Annotated in this window: 20 protein-coding genes and 1 pseudogene; 12 read left to right on the top strand and 9 right to left on the bottom strand. The window is 62.5% G+C overall.

The annotated features are described in order from the left end of the window. Positions 1 to 185: 185 nt before the first annotated feature. From ACF2JD_RS12525 to ACF2JD_RS12515, 3 genes are read right to left on the bottom strand one after another with little or no spacing between them, the layout of a single operon-like run. Positions 186 to 644 (bottom strand): DoxX family protein, encoded by a 459-nt coding sequence (locus ACF2JD_RS12525; protein ID WP_289980842.1) that lies wholly within the window; start codon positions 642 to 644, stop codon positions 186 to 188. An 18-nt stretch (positions 645 to 662) separates the two neighbouring features. Beyond that, positions 663 to 1349, bottom strand: coding sequence for a pirin family protein (locus tag ACF2JD_RS12520; RefSeq protein ID WP_025328577.1), 687 nt, complete (start codon positions 1347 to 1349; stop codon positions 663 to 665). 32 nt (positions 1350 to 1381) lie between these two features. Next, positions 1382 to 1714, bottom strand: coding sequence for a hypothetical protein (locus ACF2JD_RS12515; RefSeq protein WP_168235968.1), 333 nt, complete (start codon positions 1712 to 1714; stop codon positions 1382 to 1384). Positions 1715 to 1971: 257 nt separating this feature from the next. On the opposite strand from ACF2JD_RS12515, the gene ACF2JD_RS12510 reads away from it, so the two are divergent. Both ACF2JD_RS12510 and ACF2JD_RS12505 read left to right on the top strand, forming a co-directional pair. After that, entirely contained in the window at positions 1972 to 2886 is a 915-nt protein-coding gene (locus tag ACF2JD_RS12510; RefSeq protein ID WP_139744813.1) for a LysR family transcriptional regulator, read from the top strand. A gap of 436 nt (positions 2887 to 3322) precedes the next feature. Continuing rightward, a complete protein-coding gene (locus tag ACF2JD_RS12505; protein ID WP_025328580.1) occupies positions 3323 to 4087 on the top strand; it encodes a helix-turn-helix domain-containing protein in 765 nt (254 codons plus the stop codon). A 148-nt stretch (positions 4088 to 4235) separates the two neighbouring features. On the opposite strand, the gene ACF2JD_RS12500 is transcribed toward ACF2JD_RS12505, so the two are convergent. Then, positions 4236 to 5048, bottom strand: coding sequence for a UTRA domain-containing protein (locus ACF2JD_RS12500; protein WP_440987693.1), 813 nt, complete (start codon positions 5046 to 5048; stop codon positions 4236 to 4238). A 181-nt stretch (positions 5049 to 5229) separates the two neighbouring features. On the opposite strand from ACF2JD_RS12500, the gene ACF2JD_RS12495 reads away from it, so the two are divergent. From ACF2JD_RS12495 to ACF2JD_RS12470, 6 genes are read left to right on the top strand one after another with little or no spacing between them, the layout of a single operon-like run. Then, positions 5230 to 6276, top strand: a complete 1047-nt coding sequence (locus ACF2JD_RS12495; protein ID WP_047440511.1) for an ABC transporter substrate-binding protein — start codon at positions 5230 to 5232, stop codon at positions 6274 to 6276. A gap of 9 nt (positions 6277 to 6285) precedes the next feature. Then, positions 6286 to 7119: an alkaline phosphatase family protein gene (locus tag ACF2JD_RS12490; protein WP_440987543.1), complete on the top strand. Its 834-nt coding sequence runs from the start codon at positions 6286 to 6288 to the stop codon at positions 7117 to 7119. After that, a complete protein-coding gene (locus ACF2JD_RS12485) occupies positions 7119 to 8018 on the top strand; it encodes an ABC transporter permease subunit (protein WP_440987542.1) in 900 nt (299 codons plus the stop codon). The genes ACF2JD_RS12490 and ACF2JD_RS12485 overlap by 1 nt, the downstream gene beginning before the upstream one ends. After that, complete coding sequence (locus ACF2JD_RS12480) at positions 8011 to 8787, top strand: ABC transporter permease (protein ID WP_041206527.1); 777 nt, start codon at positions 8011 to 8013, stop codon at positions 8785 to 8787. The genes ACF2JD_RS12485 and ACF2JD_RS12480 overlap by 8 nt, the downstream gene beginning before the upstream one ends. A gap of 6 nt (positions 8788 to 8793) precedes the next feature. Continuing rightward, a complete protein-coding gene (locus ACF2JD_RS12475) occupies positions 8794 to 9801 on the top strand; it encodes an ATP-binding cassette domain-containing protein (protein ID WP_440987541.1) in 1008 nt (335 codons plus the stop codon). A gap of 39 nt (positions 9802 to 9840) precedes the next feature. Next, positions 9841 to 10500 (top strand): HAD-IB family hydrolase, encoded by a 660-nt coding sequence (locus ACF2JD_RS12470; RefSeq protein ID WP_440987540.1) that lies wholly within the window; start codon positions 9841 to 9843, stop codon positions 10498 to 10500. Positions 10501 to 10524: 24 nt separating this feature from the next. Here ACF2JD_RS12470 and ACF2JD_RS12465 read toward each other — a convergent pair whose 3' ends face one another. Next, positions 10525 to 12135, bottom strand: a complete 1611-nt coding sequence (locus ACF2JD_RS12465; RefSeq protein ID WP_440987539.1) for a diguanylate cyclase domain-containing protein — start codon at positions 12133 to 12135, stop codon at positions 10525 to 10527. A 109-nt stretch (positions 12136 to 12244) separates the two neighbouring features. On the opposite strand from ACF2JD_RS12465, the gene ACF2JD_RS12460 reads away from it, so the two are divergent. Continuing rightward, on the top strand, positions 12245 to 12685 hold the full coding sequence (locus ACF2JD_RS12460; RefSeq protein ID WP_111911773.1) for a DUF2214 family protein: 441 nt from the start codon (positions 12245 to 12247) through the stop codon (positions 12683 to 12685). 123 nt (positions 12686 to 12808) lie between these two features. After that, positions 12809 to 13720, top strand: a complete 912-nt coding sequence (locus ACF2JD_RS12455) for a DMT family transporter (RefSeq protein ID WP_106885589.1) — start codon at positions 12809 to 12811, stop codon at positions 13718 to 13720. A gap of 73 nt (positions 13721 to 13793) precedes the next feature. Here the strand turns inward: ACF2JD_RS12455 and ACF2JD_RS12450 are convergent, their stop codons facing one another. Both ACF2JD_RS12450 and ACF2JD_RS12445 read right to left on the bottom strand, forming a co-directional pair. Continuing rightward, a complete protein-coding gene (locus ACF2JD_RS12450; RefSeq protein ID WP_106885588.1) occupies positions 13794 to 14651 on the bottom strand; it encodes an AraC family transcriptional regulator in 858 nt (285 codons plus the stop codon). Then, positions 14648 to 15133, bottom strand: coding sequence for a GNAT family N-acetyltransferase (locus ACF2JD_RS12445; RefSeq protein ID WP_368169171.1), 486 nt, complete (start codon positions 15131 to 15133; stop codon positions 14648 to 14650). The genes ACF2JD_RS12450 and ACF2JD_RS12445 overlap by 4 nt, the downstream gene beginning before the upstream one ends. Positions 15134 to 15292: 159 nt before the next feature. Between ACF2JD_RS12445 and ACF2JD_RS12440 the strand changes: the two genes are divergently transcribed. Then, positions 15293 to 16741 carry a catalase gene (locus tag ACF2JD_RS12440; protein WP_440987538.1) on the top strand — a complete coding sequence of 483 codons (1449 nt, stop codon included), beginning with the start codon at positions 15293 to 15295 and terminating at the stop codon, positions 16739 to 16741. Positions 16742 to 17471: 730 nt separating this feature from the next. Here the strand turns inward: ACF2JD_RS12440 and ACF2JD_RS12435 are convergent. Beyond that, positions 17472 to 17789 carry a YnjH family protein gene (locus ACF2JD_RS12435; RefSeq protein WP_163156715.1) on the bottom strand — a complete coding sequence of 106 codons (318 nt, stop codon included), beginning with the start codon at positions 17787 to 17789 and terminating at the stop codon, positions 17472 to 17474. A gap of 223 nt (positions 17790 to 18012) precedes the next feature. Between ACF2JD_RS12435 and ACF2JD_RS12430 the strand changes: the two are divergent. Then, positions 18013 to 19152, top strand: a pseudogene (locus ACF2JD_RS12430) (hypothetical protein); the annotation flags it as partial. A 383-nt stretch (positions 19153 to 19535) separates the two neighbouring features. On the opposite strand, the gene ACF2JD_RS12425 reads toward ACF2JD_RS12430, so the two are convergent. Further along, positions 19536 to 19913, bottom strand: coding sequence for a hypothetical protein (locus ACF2JD_RS12425; RefSeq protein WP_106885584.1), 378 nt, complete (start codon positions 19911 to 19913; stop codon positions 19536 to 19538). Positions 19914 to 20066: the final 153 nt, after the last annotated feature.

Here is a 20066-nt window from a genome sequence, read left to right as displayed (position 1 = left end):
GCGAGCCATTTCCGTCACTTCACACGAAATGGGATTGTCGGGGATCGGGGGGTAAGATGCAAAAGGCGCTTGCCACCGCCAGGCGGGCCTCGTCACAGTACCGGCATTCGCCCCCTGGCGGGCATAAAAAAGCCGGTGCTGCTGCACCGGCCGAAAGGCATTGGAAAACTTGAACTATCAGGCTGTTACCAGCACTTGCCGAGGCGGGCATCCAGGCTGAAGGCACCAGGACCGGCTGCCGCCAGGGCCAGGAAACCACCGGCCACCGAGAGGTTCTTCATGAACATCAGCATCTGCATCTGTTCGGCAGGCTGGTAGTGGAAGATGAAGGCGGCCATCAGGGTGAAACCGGCCAACAGCACCGAGAGGCTGCGGGTAAAGAGACCCAGCACTATGGCGAGACCGCCACCCAGCTCCAGCAGGATCACCAGGGGCAGCATGAACCCGGGCACGCCCATGGCTTCCATGTAACCCTGGGTACCGGCGTAACCGCCGATCTTGCCCCAGCCTGCCATCACGAACATCAGCGCCAGCAAAATACGACCCGCCAGCAGTGCCACATCTTTCATCTTGTCCATCGTCAGATTCCTTTGATTACCCATCTTGGTAATAACAGTGTAAGTGCTAATTGTTAACTCATTCATTTCGCCGAGATTTATCTATCAGGGCAGATCAAACAGCAGGGCTTCACTCCCCTCGGAGGCGGTGAGCGTCCAGGACGCCTCATCGCGACTGAGCAGGCCGTCGCCGGGTCGGGCAGCCAGACCGTTGCCAGTCAGCTCCCCTGAAATCATATGCAGGTAACCATGACGCCCTTGCAATGCCCATTCGAGGGTTTCCCCTTCGGCAAGCTGCAGTCGCCAGATGCGGGCCTGCTGGCGGATCCTGAAGGATCCCGCCTCCCCATCCGGTGACGCGACCAGCGTCAGCCCGGGCTGGGTGGCTATCTTCTTCTGCTGATAACCCGGGGTAGTGCCGACTTCGTTCGGCTCTATCCAGATCTGCAACAGGGAGAGGGGCTCGGTCTGCGAGGGGTTGTACTCGCTGTGCCGGATGCCGGACCCTGCGCTCATCAGCTGGAAATCCCCCGCCGGGATCTGCTCGGCATGACCGAGGCTGTCCCTGTGCTCTATGGTGCCGCTCAGCACGCAGGTGAGGATCTCCATGTTGGCATGAGGGTGGGTAGCGAAGCCGCCACCCGGCGACACCAGATCCTGGTTGATGACCCGCAGGACAGAGTGCCCCATCCAGTCCGGGTCATAGTAGTGACCGAACGAGAAGCTGTGGCGTGCATCCAGCCAGCCGAAGTTGGCATGACCCCGTTCAGCTGCGGCTCTCAATTTCATCATGGTGTGCTCCTCCAATACCTGTAAGCGGTTGATTAACGCTGGCGACCGTCACCCAGACCGAACGGGATGCGGTAGTCGCTGCTTTGATCCCCCAGGCTCACCGTCAGGTTGCCCTGGGTGCGGCTCGGGATCTTGACCTGCTGGGTGCCCATCAGGCTGGCGTGAACCGATGCCAGCAGATCGCCAGACTCATCGCGCACCTCCAGCATGGGGTTGGCCTTGCCAGCCATGGCGGCGGTCGCGTTCCAGTTCACAAACAGCACGCCAGGGGCGGCGTTGATGTCGGCCGGTACGGCAGCCTGGGCGAAACCTGCGGTCATCAGGCCTGCAACGGCCAGCATCTTGATTACGTTTTTCATGTTCATTCACTCTCTTGGTTTTTATGTCATTGCCAAGGCCGGTCTGGCCCGAATCAATGCATCCATGCAAGAGGTTATTCAAATAGTGTGTTGTTCTTTCACCTACAGCAGACATCGTTCTGTGTGATGTCTCAGCCTGGAACTACCTTTTATTTGGCCGCTTGGCCTTCCTGCCTAAGCGTTGATTGAATATTAAAGTCACTTGCCCTAAGTTGTTAGCGAGATAATCTGGCAAACATGTTCAAAAAAATTGAAGGTTAGATATGGCCAAGGAATCGAACAAGGAGCGGGCGCTGACCCTGGAGGCGATCCGGGTGCTGGACGCCATAGACCGCCGCGGCAGCTTCGCGGCGGCCGCCGACGAGCTGGGCAAGGTGCCCTCGGCGTTGAGCTACACGGTACAGAAGCTGGAAGACGAGCTGGACGCCATGCTGTTTGATCGCAGCGGCCACAGAACCAAGTTCACCCCGGCCGGGCGCATGTTGCTGGAGCAGGGTCGTCTGCTGCTGGAGGCTGCCGAGCACCTGGTGGGGGAGACCCGGGCCCTGGCCCGGGGCTGGGAGACCGACATCACCATAGCCGTCGATGCCCTGGTGCCGCTGCAGGCGCTCTACCCCCTGGTGGAACGGCTGGCCGAACAGACGGATACCCGGCTGCGGCTGCGGGCCGAGGTGCTGGCGGGCAGTTGGGAGTGTCTGGAAGATGGCCGGGCGGATCTGCTCATCTCCTCCCTCAACCCCGACATCATGATGACGGGCATCAAGCATCAGCCCTTGCAGGAGGAGGTGATGCTCTATGTCGCCCACCCGGATCACCCCCTGCACCTGGAGCCCGAGCCCCTGGCGGACGAGACACTGCGCCGCTACCGCGCCATCGCCATCGCCGACACGGCGCGGCGCAAGCCCGCCCTCACCTATCGCCTGCTGGACAAGCAGCCGCGCCTGACCGTCAGCACCATGGGAGAGAAGCGCGATGCCCTGCTGGCGGGCATTGGCGTCGGCACCATGCCCCTGAGCTGGATAGAAGAGGACATCAAGGCGGGACGCCTCAAGGTGATAGGCCCCGAGTATCGCCATCAGGTGCAGGTCGTGCTGGCGTGGCGCCGGGATACCATGGGCAAGGCCAAGAGCTGGCTGGTACGGGAGATCCCCAAGCTGTTCCCCTGCAAGGGGGAATAACCCCTAGGGAGGGCGGTGCAGGAGGTGCCAAAAAATGCGCCCCTTCCTTGACGGCGGGCTCAAATTCGGAGAAAAGAAAAAAAGCGGACCTCTTGCGAGTTCCGCTCAATGCCAGGAAAGAATAAAACCTTGCGGTTAAAAAAACCCTTAAATTGGAAGCAAACAATCGTTTTCTCAACCAGGAAGGTATTGAATCCGATTCGTGTTGGATTATGTGCGATGTAATATGCATCACCAGCAAAATGTTGAAAGGTTGAAGGATATGCACCATCGAGTGTCATTATCTGCCACCTTGCACCATGACTGGTCAGGCCATTTCAGCCGTTATCACCGGACGTATCCCCTCTGGTTTTTCTAGGTGTCAAAAATTGAGCCCGATACAGACAAATCTCTCATTTTCTGGCACGACTAAAAATGCAGATAAAGGAATAGTTGCATGACCTACAGCCAGACCCTGGCCAACCACATTCTCGACACCCTGAAGAAGACCCTGACCGACAAGGGGATCCGCTATCAGACCCTGGCGGAAGCCATGGGGGTTTCCATCGCTACCATCAAGCGGATGATGAACAAGCCCTCACTGCCGTTCGACACCCTGCTGGAGATCTGCCATCTGGTGGGGCTCTCGTTCGAGGAGCTGCTGGATCGCACCCAGGATGCCCAGAGCCGCCGCGCCGTCTTCACCCAGGAGCAGGACGAGGCGTTTCACAAGGAGCCCGGTCTCTACGCCTTCCTCGCCAACATCTTTTGGCGCGACAAGACACTGATCGATCTCAAGCGGGAATACGGCCTGACCGACGCCTCCTGCTACCTCTATCTGCGCAAGCTGGAGAAGCTCGGCATACTGCAGCTCGGCATAGACAACAGCTACCACTTCCTCATCAGCGAGCGCATCAGCTTCGAGCAGCACAGCCGCTTCGCCCGCCAGCAGGCACGCCAGGCGATGTCTGTGCTGGGGGACTATCTGGTGGAGAACATGCACAAGTCCAACAACTATATGGCGCTGTGCCAGCTCCACCTGGACGAGAGCGAGGCCATGGCCCTCATCGATCGCATGAAGGAGTACTGGCATCAGGAGCTCAAGCTAAACCGCCCCGCCATAGGCCAGCGGGAGGGCAGCAAGACCTACACAATGTCGCTGCAACTGGCGGACTGCGGCTACCAGAGCTTCGACGACCTTATCCCCAATATCGACAACTGATCCCGGCGGATCCTGCGGGATCCGCTCTGTTGGCGTCTGGTTATTCCGTGAGTTGAACAGTCTGCAATCTGCCTGCGGCTGGTTGCATCGCCCAGGTATCCAGGCAGATGCGAATGGCCACTGTGCCCGTCAGCGCTCTGGATATTCCCTAATCAACGAGCTGGGTTTGCTGCAGTTTGCCTGCGAGCGGCTGCAAGGCACGCGTATCCAGACAGATGCGAATGGCATCCGGCCGCCAGTGCTCTATATCGCAATCCACCAGCGCCCCCTTCTCGTCGTAGTTGACCCGCACCAGCCTGAGCACCGCGCTCCCCTCAGCCAGATTGAGGGCACGGGCGATGGCGCCCCGGGCCGCCGAGGGGGTGATCTCCAGGCTCGCCCCGCCCTGGCCTATGCCATAGCGCTGCTGATAGAGCTCGGTGAGGGAGCTCGCCAGGGGCGCGCTGGCGATATCGGGGAAGCGGCTGGCCAGCAGATGGTGGCTGACGTGGAGCACGGGGCGACCGTCGATAAGGCGCTGGCGACGGATTTCATAGAGCGGGGTGAAGGGCGCCAGCCCCATCCAGTGGCACAGTTCGCTGCTGGCAAGCGCACTGCCGTGGGCCAGCACCCGGGTTTCGGCGGTGCGCTGCTGCTCGCCTATCCACTGGTGAAAGTGGGTGTGGATGGCGGGATCGTAGGTGAGGCGGGGCGGCGCCACGAACCAGCCACGCCGCTCGGCCCGGTAGATGAGGCCATCCGCTTCGAGGCTGGAGAGCGCCTCCTTGATGGTGATGCGGGTGGTGGCGAAGCGCTCGCTCAGGGCCCGTTCGGCGGGCAGCTGCTGCCCGGCCCCCAGCTGGCCGCTGCCGATATAGCGGCGCAGGGTCTGGCAAATCTGTTCGCACTTGGAGGGGCTGCGGCCATCGGCCAGCCCCTGTTCCCTCAATCGCTCTGTCACTGTCACGTCCCTGTCGGTCATTCCGGTTTGCGCCCCTGGAGTAGACCAGCGGCTGTCGGCCCCGAGTTGTAACCCCTGCTGATGACAGCGCCATGACAGGGTGATTGTCACGAAAACGCCATCAAAGCGCCCCGCCACCGTCATATTTCCCCTCTAGCATCCCTCTCGAACCTTAACTGACCTAGTCCAGAGGGATGGGATGATGAAAAGCGTGATCGCAAGTGCACTGGCCCTGGTGGCCATCAGTCAACCGCTGTTTGCCGCCGAGAATATCGCGGATCTCGAGAAGGCCGCCCGTGGTGAAGGCCAGCTTCACAGCATCGGCATGCCCGACAGCTGGGCCAACTGGAAGGATACCTGGCAGCAGCTGGGCAGCATCTACGGCATCAAGCATCAGGATACCGACATGAGCTCGGCGCAGGAGATTGCCAAGTTCGCCGCCGAGAAGGCCAACGCCACCGCCGATATCGGCGACGTGGGCGGCGCCTTCGGCCCGGTTGCGGTCAAGCAGGGGGTCACCCAGCCCTACAAACCCTCCACCTGGGCCGATATTCCCAACTGGGCCAAGGATGCGGACGGTCACTGGATGCTGGCCTATACCGGCACCATCGCCTTCCTGATCAACAAGGATCTGGTCAAGGCCGCCCCCACCAGCTGGCAATCCCTGCTGGGTGGCGACTACAAGGTGACCCTGGGTGACGTGGGCGTGGCCTCCCAGGCCAACAACGGCGTGCTGGCGGCAGCCTATGCCACCGGTGGCAGCGAGAAGAACCTCAAGCCTGCATTGGAGCTGTTCGGCCAGCTGGCCAAGCAGGGTCGCCTGTCACTGAACGACCCGACCATAGCCAACATCGAGAAGGGCGAAGTGGAAGTGGGTGTGCTGTGGGACTTCAACGCCCTGAACTACCGCGACCAGATCGACCCCAAGAAGTTTGATGTGGTGATCCCGAGCGACGGCTCCGTCATCGCCGGTTACACCACCATCATCAACAAGTGGGCCAAGAACCCCAACGCCGCCAAACTGGCCCGTGAATACATCCTCTCCGATGCCGGTCAAATCAACCTGGCCCGTGGCTACGCCCGCCCCATCCGCAGCAATGTGACCCTGCCGGATGACGTCAAGGCCAAGCTGCTGCCGGCCGAGCAGTATGCCAATGCCAAGCCGGTGCAGGATCATGCCGCCTGGGAGCAGAGCTCCAAGGCCCTGCCGCGCCAGTGGCAAGAAACCGTCATGATCAACATGCAGTAAGGAAATCCAGTGCAACACAAGGTGATAGTGGTACTTGTGGATGGTCTGGCAGCCGAGGTAGCCCATTGCATGGGCTACCTTTTCGGCATGGTGGAGGCGGGGCGCGGTCTGCATACGACCCTGAGCTGCGCCCTGCCCTCCCTCTCCCGGCCCCTCTACGAGTGCATCCTGACCGGCGTGCCGCCGGTGGCGAGCGGCATCACCCACAACGGGGTGAGTCGCCTCAGCCAGCACGACTCCATCTTCCATCTGGCCCGCGCCGCGGGCAAAGGCACCGCAGCGGCGGCCTATTACTGGGTGAGCGAACTCTACAACCGCAGCCCCTGGCTGGCGGCCCGGGATCGCTATACCCATGACGAGCAACTGCCGATCCAGCACGGCTGCTTCTACTGGGATGACAACTACCCCGACAGCCATCTGCTGATGGATGGGGAGTGGCTCAGAACCCAACATGACCCCGATTTTCTGCTGATCCACCCCATGGGGGTGGATGACGCCGGCCACAAGTTTGGCCTGGATTCCCGCCAGTACCGTAACCAGGCGCGCCGGATGGACAGCCTGCTGGCCGATCTGCTGCCCCAGTGGCTGGCAGAGGGGTATCAGGTGGTGATCACCTCGGATCACGGTATGAACAACGATCTCAGCCATGGCGGCACCCTGGCCGAGGAGCGCACCGTGCCGCTCTGGCTCTTTGGCGATGCCTTCGTCGAGCACTGGCCGGATGGGGTGGTGATCGCCCAGACCCAGCTCTGCGCACTGATGGCCGACCTGCTGGGCATTCCTCACGACAAGCCGGTGGCTCCCCCGCTGCTCAAGGCGGCCTTTATGCGCGAGGTGCACTGATGATGCCTGCAACCACCGAGATCCTCGTGGATCAACCCGTGGCCACCAAGCACAAGGCGCGCCGCCACTGGCTGCCCGCCCTGGTGCTGCTGCCCTTTTTCCTCTTGATGATACTGTTCCAGCTCGCCCCCATGGTCTGGGTGCTGGTGGGCAGTTTCCAGACCCCCGATGGCTGGGGCCTCAACTACTATCGGGAGATTTTGAGCTCCCCCTTCTACCTGCAATCCTTCGGCAACTCCTTGCGCATCGCCGGTATCGCCAGTCTGGCCGGGCTCGCCATCGGCACCCTGGGGGCCGCGGCGCTGCGCCACAGCGGCGAGCGGGTCAAGCGGCTGCTGCTGGCCTTTGTCACCATGACAGGCAACTTCAGCGGGGTGCCGCTGGCCTTTGCCTTCATCATCATTCTCGGCATCAACGGTGCCGTCACCCTGTTGCTGAAATCCTGGGGGCTGATCGACGGCTTCAACCTCTACTCGGGGTCTGGCCTCATCCTCATCTACACCTACTTCCAGATCCCCCTCGCTCTGCTGCTGCTCTATCCGGCGTTCGATGCGCTGCAGGATGAGTGGCCGCAGGCGGCCGCGCTGCTCGGCGCCAGCAAGGGCCAGTATGTGTGGCACGTGGCGCTGCCGGTGCTGACGCCTGCGCTGCTCGGCACCCTGATCATCCTGTTTGCCAATGCTGTGGGGGCCTATGCCTCCGCCTACGCCCTGACCACAGGCAATTTCAATCTGGTGACCATACGGGTGGCGAGCCTGGTCTCCGGCGATATCTTCCTCGAGCCCAATATGGCGGCGGCGCTGGCGGTGATCCTGATGGTGCTGCTGGGAGTGGTGACGGCCGCCAACCAGTGGCTGCTGAAGAAGAGCTATGTAAACAGGGGGCAATCCCATGCATGATTTGCAACCGAGCTGGCCGCGCTGGGTGCTGGGAGCCCTGGTCGCCACCCTGCTGCTGCCGCTGCTGGCTACCTTTCTCTACTCCATCTCCACCCGCTGGGGGGCGACCCTGCTGCCGGATGGCTTCACCCTCGACTGGTATCTCAAGCTCTGGGGGGATCCGCGCTTTCTCGCGGCCTTTGGCCGCAGCCTGCTGGTCTGCTTCGCCACCCTGCTGCTGGGTACCCTGGTGCTGGTGCCCACAGTGCTGGTGGTGGCCTACTACTTCCCCAAACTGGATCCCTGGATGAACTTGCTGATCCTGCTCCCCTTCGCGGTGCCGCCCGTGGTCTCCTCGGTGGGGTTGTTGCAGATCTACGCCGACGGCCCGCTGCCCATTATCGGCACGCCCTGGATCCTGATCGGCACCTGGTTCACAGTGGTGTTGCCCTTTATGTACCGGGCGCTGGCCAACAGCCTGCAAGGGGTGCCGCTCAGGGATCTGATGGATGCCGCCCATCTGCTGGGGGCGAGCAGCCGCCGCGCCTTTCTGCTGGTGGTGATCCCCTGCCTGCGCAAGGGGCTCTTGGCGGCGCTGTTTCTCTCCCTCTCCTTCCTGCTCGGCGAGTTCGTGTTTGCCAACATGCTGGTGGGCACCCGTTACGAGACACTGCAGGTCTACCTCTACAACATGCGTGCCACCTCGGGCCACTTCACCAGTGCATTGGTGATGAGCTACTTCCTGCTGACCCTGCTGCTCACCTGGGCAGCCAACAGATTTCATCGGTGATCCAAGATGTTTCATTTAGAAGTCAATCAGTTGCACAAATCCTACGGCGACACTCCTGTATTCGAGGGGATAGAATTCGGCATCCGCAAGGGGGAGCTGGTGACCCTGCTCGGCCCCTCCGGCTGCGGCAAATCCACCCTGCTGCGGGCGCTGGCCGGACTCACCCCGGTGGGTGGCGGTCAGGTTCGGGTGGCCGGGGAAGACATTACCTGGCAGGCGCCCCAGAAGCGGGGCATAGGCATGGTGTTCCAGAGCTATGCGCTCTTCCCCAACATGACGGTGTGGGACAACGTCGCCTTCGGCCTCAAGATGAAACCCCAGCCGGGGCGTGAGCTGGCGGCCAGCGTGAAAGAGGCGCTGGAGCTGGTGGAGCTGACCGGCTTCGAGCGCCGTTATCCGGGGGAGCTCTCCGGCGGTCAGCGCCAGCGGGTGGCGCTGGCCCGCGCTTTGGTGGTACGGCCAAGGATCCTCTTGCTGGACGAGCCGCTCTCGGCGCTGGATGCCCGCATCCGCCGCAGCCTGCGCCAGCAGATCCGCGAGATCCAGCAGCGGCTCGAACTCACCACCATCTTCGTGACTCACGATCAGGAGGAGGCGCTCACCCTGTCGGATCGGATCTTCCTGATGAACAAGGGATCCATAGTGCAGAGCGGCACGCCGGAGCAGATCTACACCCGCCCCGCCAGCGAGTTTGTGGCGGGCTTTATCGGCAACTACAACCTGCTCGGCGCCGAGCAGGGCAAGTCGCTGTTCGGCCCCCGTTTTCAGGGCAAGCTGGCGCTGCGGCCGGAGTCCATCACCCTGCTGCCCGCCGGGGCGACCAGCGGCGAGCCCAGCCTGCCCGGCATCGTTCGCCAGCAACAGCTGCTCGGCAACGTGATCCGCTATCAGGTGGAGTGCGAGGCGGGGCTGCTGACGGTGGATTGCCTCAACCGCTCGGCTGGCGATCTGTTGGCTGTGGGGAGCGCCGTGACCCTGGCGGTGGCCCGGGATCAGCTGTGTGAGGTAGCATGACGCCTCGTTTCATTTTCGTTGTTACCGCAAGGAGCCCTCATGGCACTGGCACTGTTTGATCTGGACGAGACCCTGATTGCCGGGGATTCCGCCAGCCTCTGGCTGGAGTACATGGTGGCCGGGGAGCTGGCCCCGGCGGGCATGGTGGCCGAGGAGCAGGGGATGATGTCCCTCTACCATCAGGGCAAGATGGACATGCACCAGTACATGGCTTTCACCCTGCAGCCGCTGGTGGGCAAGACGCGCCAGTGGCTTAGCCAGCAGTGCCACCACTTTGCCGAGCAGGTGCTGCGCGAGCGCCTCTACCCCGAGGGGCTGGCGCGCATCGAATGGCATAGGGAGCGGGGCGACGAGCTGGTGCTCATCTCCGCCTCCGGCGAGCATCTGGTGGCCCCCATGGCGAAGATGCTGGGGATGGATCACTGCGTCGCCATACTGCTCGACGAGGAAGAGGGGATGCTGACCGGCCAGACCCGCGGCACCCTGAGTTTTCGCGAAGGCAAGGTGGCCCGCATCAACCAGCTCTTTGCCGGGCGGGACAACCTCTGGCAGGGGAGCTTTGGCTACAGCGACTCCCACAACGATCTGCCCATGCTGCGGGCTGTGACTCATCCCCACGGGGTCAATCCGGCCCCCGCGCTGCGCCAGCAGGCCGAAGAGCTGGGCTGGCCCCTGTGGGAGTGGCACTTGCTCCCTTGAACCGCTGAATGAAGAAGAGGCCCTTCAGGCCTCTTCTTTGCGCAGCACCCCATCGTCTGCCGGCGGCACCTCGTGCTGCGCCAAGGGGGCGACGCCCCCCAGATAGATGCGGTTCTTGCCATCCCGCTTGGCGCGATACACCTCGGCATCGACGATATCGAGCAACCCCTTGGCATCCAGACCGGGGACGCTCGCCACCAGGCCGCCGCTGAAGGTGATCCCGAGACCGGGTTCACGCCAGTCCAGGGACGCGACCCCTATCCTGTACTGCTCCAGCAGCATCTGGCAGAAGTGGATGTCAGGGTTGGCCAGCAACACCACCAGCTCCTCGCCCCCGTAGCGGCAGACCCAGCCGTGATCCTCCAGCAGCTGGTTGCCCAGCTTGGCCACCCGCTTGAGCACCACATCCCCGGTCTGGTGACCATAGTTGTCGTTGACCAGCTTGAAGCCATCCAGATCGATCATGGCCAGACAAAAGGCGTGCTGCTCCAGCAGCAGCCGGTTCAGGCGTTCGTCGAAGAAGCGGCGGTTGTAGAGGCCGGTCAACTTGTCCAGGTTCGCGTGCTGGCGCGCCTCGTGGTAATCCTTGCTCACCTCCGCCAGCTCGGCATAGACGTGCCTGAGTTCGTGCATTCCCCCCTGGGGTACCCCATCGGGCGGCATCCTGCTGGCGCGGATCATGGTGGAGATCTCGTCCAGCATCCGCCTGAAGTAACGGGACCAGACCAGGGCCAGCAGCGCATAGAGCACGCTGGCCAGCACCACAACCCCGAGCACGTTGAGGGAGGCCCGCGCCACCACGGCCTGGATGCTCGACGCCGGCAGCACGCTGATCAGCACCCAGTTGCGCTCGGGCAGGCGGCTGTAGGCCACAAACTGCCGGGAATCCTGATCCAGGAAGATGCCATCCTCCTGGCTGAAGCGGGAGAGCCAGCTCGGGTGGGCCATGGGCTTGAGCAGTTGGGACGGGTCAGGGTGGGCCAGCACCTTGCCGGACTGATTGACGATCATCTGGTAACCGTCGCCCAGGTGCCGGTTCAGCTGGGCGGAGAAGGGGGCCAGCACCGCATCCACCGCGAACACCCCGCGCACCTTGCCCTCCTTGTCGGTGATGGCCCGCGCCAGCGCGATGACCAGGTTGCCGTTGGTGTAGTCGTAATAGGGCTCGGTCCAGACCATCTTGCCCAGATGCTGGCTGGCCAGCCGATACCAGGGGCGCGTCCTGGGATCGAAGCCCGCATCCGCCTGCCATTCGGGGTAGATCAGCATCTGGCGCTCGGCGGTGCCGACATAGATGTAGATGAGGTCTGCCATGACCCCCTTGTAGAGGCGCCACTCCTTGAGGTAGGACTCGGCATTGTTCAGTCGGAGGCCGCTGATGTCGTCCACCTTCACCTGGTCGTAGATGAGGGTGAACTGGCGTTCCATTTCGTGCAGATAGGGTTCGATGAAGACGTGACGCAACTGGTGGTTGGTGGCGAGCAGGCGCTGTTGCAACTCTTGTTGCAGGCTGCGCTCCATGTGCAGGTAGTAGATACCCCCAAGCATCAGCACCGGGATGAACAACAGCAACAGGCCCAGACGCATCCGGGCTACCAGGGACCAGGTCTTTTTGGAGACTGCTCGTTTATCCAACCCTGACTCCTGCTATCCCCCGACGTCGTGTAGTGTCAGAATATCAGCCCCGCTCTATGGCGTCCAAAGGGAAGCTTGCCATGTGGCCAACGAGAAGGAACTGGCTCGGATGTTGAACCCGGAACTGCTGACAGCGCTCCATTATTGCGCCGTGATCACCCTGACCGGCGCCATCACCTCGGAGTACTTTCTGTTCCGGCGCGGCATGTCCATCGAACAGGTACGCAAGCTGCTGCTGGCGGACAGCCTGGCGGCGCTGGCGCTGCTGCTCATCTTCATCACAGGCGTGCTCATGGTGCTCGCCCACCCGCTGCAACCGGCGGCCCTGCTGGCCAATCCCGGCTATCGCACCAAGCTGCTGCTGTTCTTCGCCATGGCCCTCAGCTTCGGCTACCCCAGCCGGCTGTTCCATCACTGGCGCCGCTCCCTGCGTCAGGGACGCGCCCCCATAGTCTCCATCCAGCAGCAGTTCTGGGTGATCTGGATCCTCAGGGGCAACCTGCTGATGCTCGCCCTGCTGCCCCTGCTCGCCAGGCTGGCAAGCGGCTGATAGCGTCCCCGGGCTGGCCCCCATCTGATTGCAAATCACCGGCGACAACCCCCCCCGCAGACGGGTATCGTACTGACAGGGGCCCGAGTGCCCCTGTCACTGCTCTCTCAGGGATGAATCCGTATGCGTTCAAACATGATGTTATTGATGGCCGCCGCCATCTGGGGGTTGGGCTTCGTCGCCCAGCGCCTGGGGATGGATCACATGGGGCCCTTCACCTTCAACGGCCTGCGCTTCCTGCTCGGTGCCGCCTCCCTGCTGCCGCTGCTGTGGTGGCTCAAGTCGCGCCAGCCCAGGCCGCAAACCGGGTCACCCGCAGGCGATCGCCGCCTGCTGCTGGTCGGGGGCCTGATCGCCGGGGGCGTGCTGTTCAGCGCCGCCTCCCTGCAACAGGTGGGGCTGCTCTACACCACGGCCGCCAAGGCGGGCTTCATCACGGGTCTCTACATCATACTGGTGCCCGTCATCGGCCTGGCCCTGCGCCACAAGACAGGGGCCAACACCTGGATTGGTGCCCTCATCGCCATGGCCGGGCTCTACTACCTCAGCGTGACCGAGGAGTTCACCATAGGCTACGGTGATCTGCTGCAGGTGATCGGCGCCCTGTTCTGGGCCATTCACCTGCTGGTGCTGGATCACTACTCGAACCGGGTCGCCCCTATCCGCCTGGCGGGTGTGCAGTTCGTGGTGTGCGGCCTGCTCAGTCTTGGCACTGCCTTTGTCATCGAAACCCCGACCCTCGGCGGTGCCGTGGCGGGCTGGCAGGCCCTGCTCTACGCGGGGCTGGTCTCGGTCGGCATCGGCTACACCCTGCAGGTGGTCGGTCAGCGCGGTGCCCATCCGGCCCACGCCGCCATCATCTTGAGCCTGGAGACAGTATTCGCCGCCATCGGCGGTGTGCTGCTGCTGGGGGAGCATCTGGACGAGCGGGCCATAGTGGGTTGTGCCCTGATGCTGGCTGGCATGCTGATCTCCCAGATCCGCCTGCGCTGGTGGTGGAAGTCCCGCCGGGACAAGGTGCCCAGCCAGCCCTGATGTAGGCATGGCGACATCACCCACCCCCAATAAAACGAGGCGCCTTTGGGCGCCTCGTTTTATTGCCGCACCTTTATCGCACGCTGGAGCAGAAGCTGACATCGTCCTGCAGGGGATCATTGCTCACGCTGTGATAGAGCTCGAAACAGGGGCCGCTGCCAAACTCCAGCCCGGCGGACACTATGTCGCCTATGTGCTCCTGCCAGCGCGGCCCGTACTGGTTGCGATCCGTGATGAGGTAGCGGGACTGGGCGTAGCGCCCGGCGGGGATGAGCTGAGTTTCCACCTCCCCCGTCCCCTGGGTCCCCACCGGCACCGTGACACCTATGTCGGTGCGACACTGGGCCGGCGGTGTCACTTGCGGGTTGTCATGGTAGATGAAGATCCACTCCCCCCCTTCCAGAGCACGGGGCGCGGCCCACTGGTGCAGGCGGTTGCAGACGGCGTCATAGCCTTCGCCATAGGGGCCTGTGACCCGGATATAGGCCAGGGTGCGGGCATCCATCTCGACGGTTTTCATGGTGTTGCTCCTTGCTGATGAGTGGCCTTCAGCATAAGGGAGGGGGTCGTTCCATGCGTGTCCATCCTTGCGCTCATGGTGTCCGTTCTTGCCCTTGTCACGGCGAAACTCCCCCGGGGTGCAGCCATAGTGACGGCGAAACGCCTTGGCAAAGGCCTGGGAGCTGCCGAGTCCCGCCCCCAGAGCGATGGCGGTGACGCTGGCGTCTGTGTAGCAGAGCTGCCAGGCCGCCCGCTGCATCCGAAGCCGCCGGCACATCTCCCCCGGCGCCTCCCCCACTACTGCGGTGAAGACCCGGTGGAAGTGGTAGAGGGAGAGGCAGGCGCGGCTCGCCAGCTCCTCGATGGAGAGATCCGGCTCCTGCTCCAGCGCTCGCAGCACAGGAGTCAGGCGCTCGCGATAGTCGATCACGGGCGGACCCTCGCCATATAGAACACATCCACATAGCGCCCCTGCCGGAAGGCATAGTCGCGGGCTCGCCCCTCTTCCACAAAGCCGAACTTGCGATAAAGCGCCAACGCAGCTTCGTTATCGACGAAAACCGTCAGTTCGATCCGGTGCAGGTTGAGCCAGTTATCGGCCAGATCCAGTGCCGCAGCCATCAGTGCGGAGCCAACCCCCTTGCCCGCCCAGTCATCCCGCACCCCCATGCCAATACCTGCCACATGCTTGCGTCTGGGATTGGGCTCCACATGCAATGCTATCTGGCCCACCAGCCCCCCATCTACCTCCGCCACCAAGGCGACTACATCACTGCTCTCCAACCGCTTCTGCCACTGGCTAAGGGGAGGCGTGGGCAGGTGCAGAGTGCCCGCCTGAGCATTGGGCAGGGCGTAGAGATCCCGCAAGGCGGGGGCATCGGTGGGTTCGGCATGACGGATAGTAATCTGCATATGAGGCTCCTTCTCGAAACCCCCATCATGCAATATCCGGCGCGGTTACACATCCCCCCGCACCCATTTGTCTTTCCTATCAAAGGGCTAGGAAAAGCCCATTGGCCCATCACTGTGCAGATCCGTAGGCTGACCCCCTATCAACAAGGAGAGATATTCATGACTGACAAGACCCTGCACAGCGCCAACGGTGCCCCCGTCGTCGACAACAACAACAGCCTCACCGCCGGCCCCCGCGGCCCGGTGCTGATGCAAGACATCTGGTTGATGGAGAAGCTCGCCCACTTCGACCGCGAGCGTATTCCCGAGCGAGTGGTTCACGCTAAAGGCTCCGGCGCCTACGGCACCTTTACCCTGACCCACGACATCAGCAAGTTCAGCAAGGCCGACCTGTTCAACACAGTCGGCAAGCAGACCCCTGTCTTCCTGCGCTTCTCCACAGTGGCCGGTGAGAAGGGCGCCGCCGATGCCGAGCGGGACGTGCGCGGCTTCGCCCTCAAGTTCTATACCGAGCAGGGCAACTGGGATCTGGTGGGCAACAACACCCCGGTCTTTTTCATCCGCGACCCCCTGAAATTCCCTGACTTCATCCACACCCAGAAGCGGGATCCGCGCACCAACCTGCGCAGCGCCACCGCCGCCTGGGACTTCTGGTCACGCCACCCGGAATCCCTGCATCAGGTCACCATCTTGTTCAGCGATCGCGGCATCCCCAGGAGCCTGCGGGAGATGAACGGCTACGGCAGCCATACCTTCAGCTTTATCAACTCGGCCGGTGAGCGCTTCTGGGTCAAGTTCCACTTCAAGACAGAGCAGGGCCACAGCTTCTACACAGATGAAGAGGCGGCCAATGCCGTCGGGCAGGATAGGGAGACCAGCCAGGCAGACCTTTTCAACGCCATCGAGCAAGGCAACTTCCCGCGCTGGAAGGTCTATGTGCAGGTGATGCCGGAGGCCGAGGCCCAGACCTACAAAATCCACCCGTTCGACCTCACCAAGGTGTGGCCGCACAGCGACTATCCGCTGATCCCGGTCGGCGTGCTGGAGCTCAACCAGAACCCGGACAACTACTTCGCCCACGTGGAGCAGGCGGCCTTTACCCCGGCCAACGTGGTGCCCGGTATCGGCTTCTCGCCGGATCGCATGCTGCAAGGGCGACTCTTCTCCTACGGTGACACCCAGCGCTATCGCCTCGGCGTCAACCACGGTCTGCTGCCGGTCAACGCCCCGCGCTGCCCCTTCCACCACGGCGCCCATCGTGATGGCGCCATGCGGGGAGACAGCAACGGTGGCGCCAGCCCCAACTACCAGCCGAACCGCTTCGGCACCCAGCAGCCGAGCGAGCAGCACGAACCGGCCCTGAGTCTGGAAGGGGCGGCCTTGCACTACGACTTCCGTGACCATGACAGCGACTACTACAGCCAGCCGGGCAACCTGTTCCGCATCATGGACGAGGGGCAACGTGCTCGCCTCGCCGCCAACCTGGCGCGCTCTCTCATCCATGTGGAGGATGACGCCATAGTCGCGGCCCAGCTCAAGCACTTCGAGCAGGCCGATCCCGAATACGCCAAGCGGGTCGAGCTGGCACTGGCCGCCTTGCAGCGCTAAGCCGCAGATCTGAAAAAGCAAAACGGGGGCCTGATGGCCCCCGTTGTCATAATGCTGACGGTGATAAATACAAAACGGAGCCCGAGGCTCCGTTTTTCAATGCGGTATCAATCCCGGACGCAGCGCCCTCGCGCTCTTCCCGCGCCCTTGCCAACAAGCGTTTGTACCACCCGTTACGGCAACCAAGCTGTGCATTGGTATCACCAGATCACGACGGCAACCAAGCTGTGCATTGGCAGAACGGCACCATTATCCACCTGCGGTAATAAACCTGCCTGCGGTAATGAACCAGTGGTAATGAATAGGAAACGGAGCCCGAGGCTCCGTTTTTCAATGCAGTATCAATCCCGAACGCAGCGCCCTCGCGCTCTTCCCGCTCCCTTGCCAACCAGCGTTGGTACCGCCCGTTACGGCAACCAAGCTGTGCATTGGCAGAGCGGCACCATTATTCACCCGTGGTAATAAACCTGCCTGCGGTAATGAACCAGTGGTAATGAATAGGAAACGGAGCCCGAGGCTCCGTTTTTCAATGCAGTATCAATCCCGAACGGAACGCGCTTCGCGCTCTTCCCGCTCCCTTGCCAACAAGCGTTTGTACCACCAGCTACTGCGACGACGTTGTGCATTGGAAGAGCGACGAGCCATTTCTTAGGTTCCAGCCAAGAGAAGAAAGGAGCTGCATTATGCGACAGGGATCACGGCCGTGTCTGTAGCTGGATCAAGAAAAGGCTCACTGACCCACCCTGATCGTCTCCCTGTTGACCGCCCCTTCGTCGACCGGCTCGTAGATGGCGGGTTCGCGCCAGGCCAGGGGCCCGTTGCTCTCCTGCTCGTTTTGCGGGCCGCACTCAAGCCAGAGATCCCCCTGCTGAATGCGAGATCCGAGGGAATATTTCTGATCCTGATACCAGCAGACCCGCTCGGGCAGTGAGCCCAGGGGCAACACCAGATCCGTACCCACCGAGTGGCTGAGGGTGTTCGACCCAGGGGCCGCCTGGGCGGGGAGCAGGCCGCCTAGGGCAAACAGACAAAACGCGGTTCGGATCATGAGTGACACCTGTGACAACGAGAGAGTGATCCCCTAAAGCGACCACCAGCGTCGCCGACTTGACCAATAAGTGTCGGCTCATCTGGCATTCCGGAAGCAATATGATAGCCTGCCAGCGCCCGCCGCTCCCCATGTGTGAAGAGCCGGGCCAGTTCGGGTCATGCTGTCGGGAAAAGACAGTATATAACCTTATTAATCAAATAATTACTTGGATATGTTGTCGATGCGTATCATGCCGTTGCTCAAGGCCGCCTGCCTGAGTCTGATGTTGTCCGCCTGCGTGGCCCCCTTGCTGATGATGAGCCCCACCAGCCAGTTGATGTGGGCCCTGCTCAAACCCCTGGTCGGTTTCGATCCGAACGAGGCCAACCTGTTCGAGCAACCGCTGATCAAGGACAGGATGACCGCCATGCTGGGGCCCAACTACGACAGCACCATGCAGTTGCTCAAGACGGCCAACGAGTTGCAGCAGGAGGGGCCGCTGTTTTACGTGGTCTCCCGTTACGCCCCTGTGCCGGATGTGGCCAAACAGGCCGGCATGGTGTGGAACGCCGACACCAACCAGCTCTCCGTCATGTTGCAGAAGGGAGACGGCGCGACCCAGGTCTTCGGCGAGAATCTGACGGCGGCGACCCCGGCCTGGCCGAGTGCCATGCAGGAGTGGCAGGCCGGCAACCCGACCGCCACCGCCCTCACCGACGCCGGCAAGGTGATGACGGGAACCAGCGGTTCCCTGCTTGGCAATGTGATGGGCAACCTGCAACAGAGCGCGACCCAGGCCCTGGCCGACTCCACCAGCCAGGTGATCGGCAGTGCCACTGCCCAGGCGCAGCAGCAGGCGAGCAAAGCGGTGAGCGACTCGGCCACCCAGGCGGTCGGCAGCGTCACCACCAAGGCGCAGCAACAGGCGAGCAAGGCGGTGAGCGACTCAGCCAAACAGGCGGTCGGCAGTGCCACAGCCCAGGCGCAGCAACAGGCCAGCAAGGCAGTCAGCGATTCAGCCAAACAAGTGGTCGGCAGCGCCACTGCCTCGGCACAGCAACAGGCCAGCAAGGCAATCAGCGATTCAGCCAAACAGGCGGTCGGCAGTGCCACCGCCAAGGCGCCGCAGCAAGCCAGCAAGGCCGTGAGTGACTCAGCCACCCGGACGGTGAGCGATGCCACCGATCTTCTGCGGCAAGCCAACCAGGCCGTGAGCCACTCCGCCCAGCAGGCCGTCGGTGATACCGCCACGCAGGCTGCAGCTAGCGTACAGCAGCAGGCGGGCAAAGCCGTCAGCGACACCGCCAAGCAGGCCGCAGCCAGCGCGCAGCAACAGGCGGGCAAAGCCGTCAGCGATACCGCCAAGCAGGCGGCAGCCAGCGCGCAGCAACAGGCGAGCAAAGCCGTCGGCGACACCGCCAAGCAGGCCGCAGCCAGCGCGCAGCAGCAGGCGGACAAGGCCATCAGCGACACCGCCAAGCAGGCGGCAGCCAGTACGCAGCAACAGGCGGACAAGGCCGTCAGCGCCGCAGCCAAGACGCAGCAACAGCTGAGCAAGGTGGTAAGCGGAGCGACCGGCACCGTGCAGGCGCAGGCGCAGGCCGACAAGGTGGAAACCCGGGGGAAGAAGCAGAGCGATCAGGCCAGGGCGGATGCCGAAGCCGAGCTGGAGAAGCTGCTCAACTAAGAGGGCGAACCCGTTCACCATGCAAACAGGCCATCCTAGGATGGCCTGTCGTTTATCTGCGAATGGGCAGGGGAGCCTTACAGGTGGCGGTCCTGCTCGGTGGGCTTGGCCACCTTGTCTTCGCTGTGCTCGATGGCGGTGCGAATGAGGTCGACCCCGGCCCGGATGATCAGCACCCCCATGTTGACCAGCTTGACGCAGACCCACATGAAGGTGATGAGCAGGATCAGCTTGAGCACCGTCTGGAAGGCTTCCAGGAAGTTCTGCTCCAGCTGGCTGGTGAGGCCATTGGCACTGGTCATCAGCCAGGTGTAGACCTCGCGCACGAACGGAATGCGGCTCGGCATCTCCAGCACGTCCAGTGCGGCAGGCAAGGCCTGGAAGATGACGATGCTGCCAAACAGTATCAGGATGACGCCGATGGCAATCCCCAGGAAGAAACCGAACTGTCGCATGAAAGGCCCCAAGATGTGTTGAATGAGAAGAACAATAGCCGCCAATACTAGGGACTGCCCGCGCCGACGGCAATCCTTGCGCCCCAGATTGGGCCGAGACGCCCCCTGCCGGCGCCGGCCATCCACCGGAAGTCATTGCCCAAGTATCTGATT

Origin of the sequence: Aeromonas ichthyocola (genome assembly GCF_046087985.1) — a bacterium.
GTDB classification, from domain to species: Bacteria; Pseudomonadota; Gammaproteobacteria; order Enterobacterales; family Aeromonadaceae; genus Aeromonas; species Aeromonas rivipollensis.
The sequence above is the reverse complement of the archived record's forward strand: the minus strand, read 5'-3'. Positions and strand labels throughout refer to the sequence as shown.